The following is a 3,151-nucleotide window of genomic DNA, read 5'->3' as shown; positions in this document are numbered from 1 at the left end:
GCGGACGTGAACCTGGCCGGCGCGGAGGAGACCGCCCGGCTGGTCCGCGAAGCCGGCGCCGAGGCCGCCGCCTTCGAAGCCGACGTCACCAGCGCCGAATCCACCCAGACCCTCGCCGAAAGGTGCGCCGAATTCGGCAACGGAGGGATCGACGTCGTACTCAATAATGCCGCGATCTACGCCACCGTGACCCGCACGCCGTTCGAGGAGATCGATCCGGACGAGTGGGACCTGGTGATGAACGTGAACCTCAAGGGGCCGTGGCTGGTCACCCGGGCGGCGAGCAAGTACCTGCCCGACGGCGGCCGCGTCATCAACCTCTCGTCCGCCACGATTTTCTCCGGCTCCGAGCAGTGGCTGCACTACGTGGCCTCCAAGGGCGGCGTGGTCGCGATGACCCGCGTACTGGCCAAGGAACTCGGCCGCCGCGGCATCACGGTCAACGCGATCGCCCCGGGCTTCACGCTCACCGAGGCCAGCTACTCGCTGATGGAGAACGCGGAGAGCTACGGCGTGGACCGCGGCGCCCTGAAGCGGGCCAGCCAGCCTGAAGACATCGTCGGCGCGGCGCTGTTCCTGGCCGGCCCGGACTCGTCCTACATCACCGGCCAGACCCTCGTGGTCGACGGCGGCCGCCAGTTCATCTGACCGCCGGCCCACCAGACCTACACAACCGAGAAGGAGATCCCATGCCTACGGTTCATTTCACCGACGCTGAGGGCGTTGTCCGCGACATTGAAGGCAACGCCGGCGACTCCGTCATGGAGACCGCGGTGCGCAACGGCGTGCCCGGCATCGTGGCCGAATGCGGCGGCTCGCTGTCCTGCGCCACCTGCCATGTCTTCGTCCGCGACGACTGCCTCGACCAGCTGCCCGAGATGGAGGAGATGGAGGACGAGATGCTCTACGGTACCGCCGTGGACCGCGAGGACAACTCCCGCCTGTCCTGCCAGCTGCGCCTGGCCGAGGACACCGAGCTGTTCGTCACCACGCCGGAAACGCAGGTCTGACATGGGCGCCACCAAGACAAGTACGACGGCGGCGCCCGCCGCAGCGGATGGCACCGCCGCGGACGGCGCCGTGCGCACGGGGCTGCTGATCATCGGCGCGAGCCAGTCCGGCGTCCAGCTGGCCGTCTCGCTCCGGGCACTGGGTTTCGACGAGCACATCACGCTGCTCGGCGATGAGGACCACCGCCCGTACCAGCGGCCGGCGCTGTCCAAGGAGTTCCTGCAGGGCGAGGTGGAGAGCGAGTCGCTGATCTTCCGCTCGAACCAGTACTGGGAGGAGCACAACGTCGCCTTGGTCAGGGGCGAGCGGATCACGCGGATCGAACGCGAGGCCGACGGCTCCGGCGTGGCCCACGCGGCCTCCGGCACCGAATTCCCGTTCCAGCGGCTGGCGCTGACGGTCGGCGCCCGGGCCCGGAAGCTGGAGCTGCCCGGTGCGGACCTGGACGGAGTGGTGTACCTCCGCAATGCCGACGACGCCTTGGAGCTGAAGGCCCGGCTGGACAGCGTCCGCGAGGCTGTGGTGATCGGCGGCGGGTTCATCGGGCTTGAGGCCGCTTCCAGCCTGCACAAGCTGGGCAAGAAGGTCACGGTTCTCGAGTACGGGCCGCGGCTCATCGGCCGCGCCGTCGGCGAAGAGACCAGTGAGTACTTCCTGCAGGCGCACCGCGTCCGCGGCCTGGACATCCGGCTGGACGCCCGGATGGACCGCCTGGTGCCGGCCGCAGACGGAAACCGCGTGGCCGGCGTCGAACTTTCCGATGGCACCGTGGTGCCGGCCCAGCTGGTGCTGGTCGGCATCGGCGTGGTGCCGAACACCGAACTGGCCGAACAACTCGGCCTTGAGGTGGACAACGGGATCGTGGTGGACCGGCACGCGCTGGCCTCCGACGGGACCACCGTGGCGGTGGGCGACGTGGCGAACATCCCGAACCCGCTGCCCGGCGCCCCGGCGGACGAGCGGATCCGGCTGGAGAGCGTGAATAACGCGATCGAGCACGCCAAGGTCGCCGCCTACTCGCTGGTGGGACGGCGCGAGGAGTACGCGGGCATCCCGTGGTTCTGGTCCAACCAGGCGGACTTGAAGCTCCAGATCGCCGGGCTCACCCTCGGCTATGACCGCACCGTGGTCCGGCGCGACGACGAGCGCGGCAAGTTCTCCGTCCTGTACTACCGGGATGGCCGGATCATCGCCGCGGACTGCGTGAACGCGCCGCTGGACTTCATGGCGGTCAAGAACGCCCTTGCCAAGGGCCGGAACATTCCCGCGGACGCGGCGGCAGATCCCGCCGTGGTCCTGAAAACCATCGTCACGGACGGCTGAGGAGCCTGATGAGCACCCCCGATACGCAGACCCACCGCACTGTCGACGGCGTCCCCGCCTGGGCTGCGGCTGACCCCGGCAGCCATGCGGAGGACCCGCGCGCCACGGCGTTCGCTGCCGCCAACCCGGTCCGTCCCGTGCCGGCCACCGGCCCGGTGGACTCCTCGCCGATCGCGCTGACCCCCGCCGCAGCGGACCTCGATCACCTCTGGAAAGCCGTGGTGGAGGAGACCCGCGCCCGCGGCAATGACATCCACCTGCCGATCTCGCTGGCCTACGCCGAGCGGCTGTGCCTGGCCTACCCGGAAGCCGACGCCGAACTGGTGCGCGTGGCGATCGTGCTGCACGATACCGGCTGGGCGCATGTGGACGAATCCCGGATCCTCTCCGAGGGCTTCACCGGCGACTGGCGCAAGGCCGCGATCCGGTTCGAGCACGAGGCCGAAGGCTGCAAGGTCGCCCGCCGCGTGCTGCCCGGGCTCGGCTACTCCGCGGAGTTCGTCGAGCGGGTCTGCGACATCATCGACGGGCACGACACCCGGCACGTGGCCTACTCCCTGGAGGATGCCCTGGTCCGCGACGCCGACCGGTTGTGGCGGTTCGACCACGCAGGGATTGCGCTGGCCTCGTCCTGGTTCGGCATGACGCCGGACGTCTATACGGATCGGCTCGCTGCGGAGATCATCCCGGAACTGATCACCGAGGCCGCCGTGCAGATGGGCACCGCCGACCTCGCACGCTCGAACGCGCTGCTGAAGACAGGAGTGATCCGATGACCACCGCCCCGCACGCCGCGCACGGGACGGAGAGGCCTCAC

General features: G+C 69.5%; 4 protein-coding genes. All 4 read left to right on the top strand.

Annotated elements, in window-relative coordinates; genetic code table 11:
* Positions 1-648, top strand: a 648-nt coding sequence (locus D477_RS20735; RefSeq protein WP_005275446.1) for an SDR family NAD(P)-dependent oxidoreductase, incomplete at its 5' end; no start/stop codon positions are given.
* 41 nt (positions 649-689) lie between these two features.
* A complete protein-coding gene (locus D477_RS20730; RefSeq protein ID WP_005275444.1) occupies positions 690-1,010 on the top strand; it encodes a 2Fe-2S iron-sulfur cluster-binding protein in 321 nt (106 codons plus the stop codon).
* Between the two features lies 1 nt (position 1,011).
* Entirely contained in the window at positions 1,012-2,334 is a 1,323-nt protein-coding gene (locus D477_RS20725) for an NAD(P)/FAD-dependent oxidoreductase (protein WP_005275439.1), read from the top strand.
* An 8-nt stretch (positions 2,335-2,342) separates the two neighbouring features.
* Complete coding sequence (locus D477_RS20720; RefSeq protein WP_005275437.1) at positions 2,343-3,110, top strand: HD domain-containing protein; 768 nt, start codon at positions 2,343-2,345, stop codon at positions 3,108-3,110.
* The last annotated feature ends 41 nt before the right edge of the window (positions 3,111-3,151 follow it).

Source organism: Arthrobacter crystallopoietes BAB-32, assembly GCF_000328305.2.
Classification (GTDB): Bacteria; Actinomycetota; Actinomycetes; order Actinomycetales; family Micrococcaceae; genus Crystallibacter; species Crystallibacter crystallopoietes_A.
Note: the sequence above shows the minus strand (reverse complement) of the source record. Positions and strands in the feature narration are given on the sequence as shown.

What these genes read in the sequence shown, in the direction of transcription:
- D477_RS20730 (WP_005275444.1), top strand. Translation starts at nt 690, where the DNA reads ATGCCTACGGTTCATTTCACCGACGCTGAGGGCGTTGTCCGCGACATT.
- D477_RS20725 (WP_005275439.1), top strand. Translation starts at nt 1,012, where the DNA reads ATGGGCGCCACCAAGACAAGTACGACGGCGGCGCCCGCCGCAGCGGAT.
- D477_RS20720 (WP_005275437.1), top strand. Translation starts at nt 2,343, where the DNA reads ATGAGCACCCCCGATACGCAGACCCACCGCACTGTCGACGGCGTCCCC.